Raw genomic sequence first — 772 nt, 5'->3', positions numbered from 1 at the left:
AGGGCCGCCGCTCTCCGTCGTCTTGATGCTTTGGCTGTCGAGGACCGCGGCAGACGGTGAGGCTTCCCGTCCGACTCGCTCGCGATCGGCCATGACCAGGTGGTGGTTGATCCGGCCAAACAGCCCTGTGTCGCGCCAGCGGCTGAAGTAGCCGAACGTGGTCGAGCGCGGCGGCAGATCCTTGGGTATCAACCGCCAGGAGATCCCACCCCTCAGAACGTAGAAGATGGCGTTCAGGACCTCCCGTGTCGTCCAGAGCGGAGGCCGGCCACAGGGCGCTGGCCTCGGCATCAGTGGCTCGATCACCGCCCACTCGGCGTCGGTAAGGTCGGTTTCATAGCGAAGGCCCACGCGGCTATGCTGCCGCCGGGTGGTCGGGGTCCACATGGCGCTTCCAGGTCAGGCTTCAGCACCCTCCTGGAATCATCGCCATCCCGGCCACTCAACCCCGCCTCAGACCCTTACCGGACGGGCTCTTAGGGCCCTTCTCTGACAGGAAGAGGCTGACGACGACCGCCTCCCTGACCAAGGGACTGTCCGGCAAGCTCTCGCCGCGCCCGAAATGGGCGACGGCGGCGTTGCGCAGCCGCAGGACCTCCTCGTGCACCGCACGCTGATTGGGCGTGAGCTTCGCCTCCCCCAGTAGCTTGGGTCGGTCGCCTCCGGTGGTGGTGGCACGAGCGTAGAGAATGACCGCCTCCGTGAAGAGGGCGCCGGTGTGATCCGCCCCCATCGAAGTGGTCCGCCCTGAGGTATGGCCTGCGGCCAGTTT

At 66.7% G+C, this 772-nt stretch carries 2 protein-coding genes; both read right to left on the bottom strand.

Annotation, left to right across the window (positions count from 1 at the left end):
• Positions 1 to 387: transposase (locus ME121_RS32840; protein ID WP_491892967.1), on the bottom strand; the 387-nt coding region annotated here is incomplete at its 3' end.
• Between the two features lie 55 nt (positions 388 to 442).
• A partial coding sequence (locus ME121_RS32835; RefSeq protein ID WP_491892966.1) for a hypothetical protein occupies positions 443 to 772 on the bottom strand: 330 nt, incomplete at its 5' end.

It is taken from the genome of Methylobacterium sp. ME121 (assembly GCF_000974725.1).
GTDB lineage: Bacteria > Pseudomonadota > Alphaproteobacteria > Rhizobiales > Beijerinckiaceae > Methylobacterium > Methylobacterium radiotolerans.
Note: the sequence above shows the minus strand (reverse complement) of the source record. Positions and strands in the feature narration are given on the sequence as shown.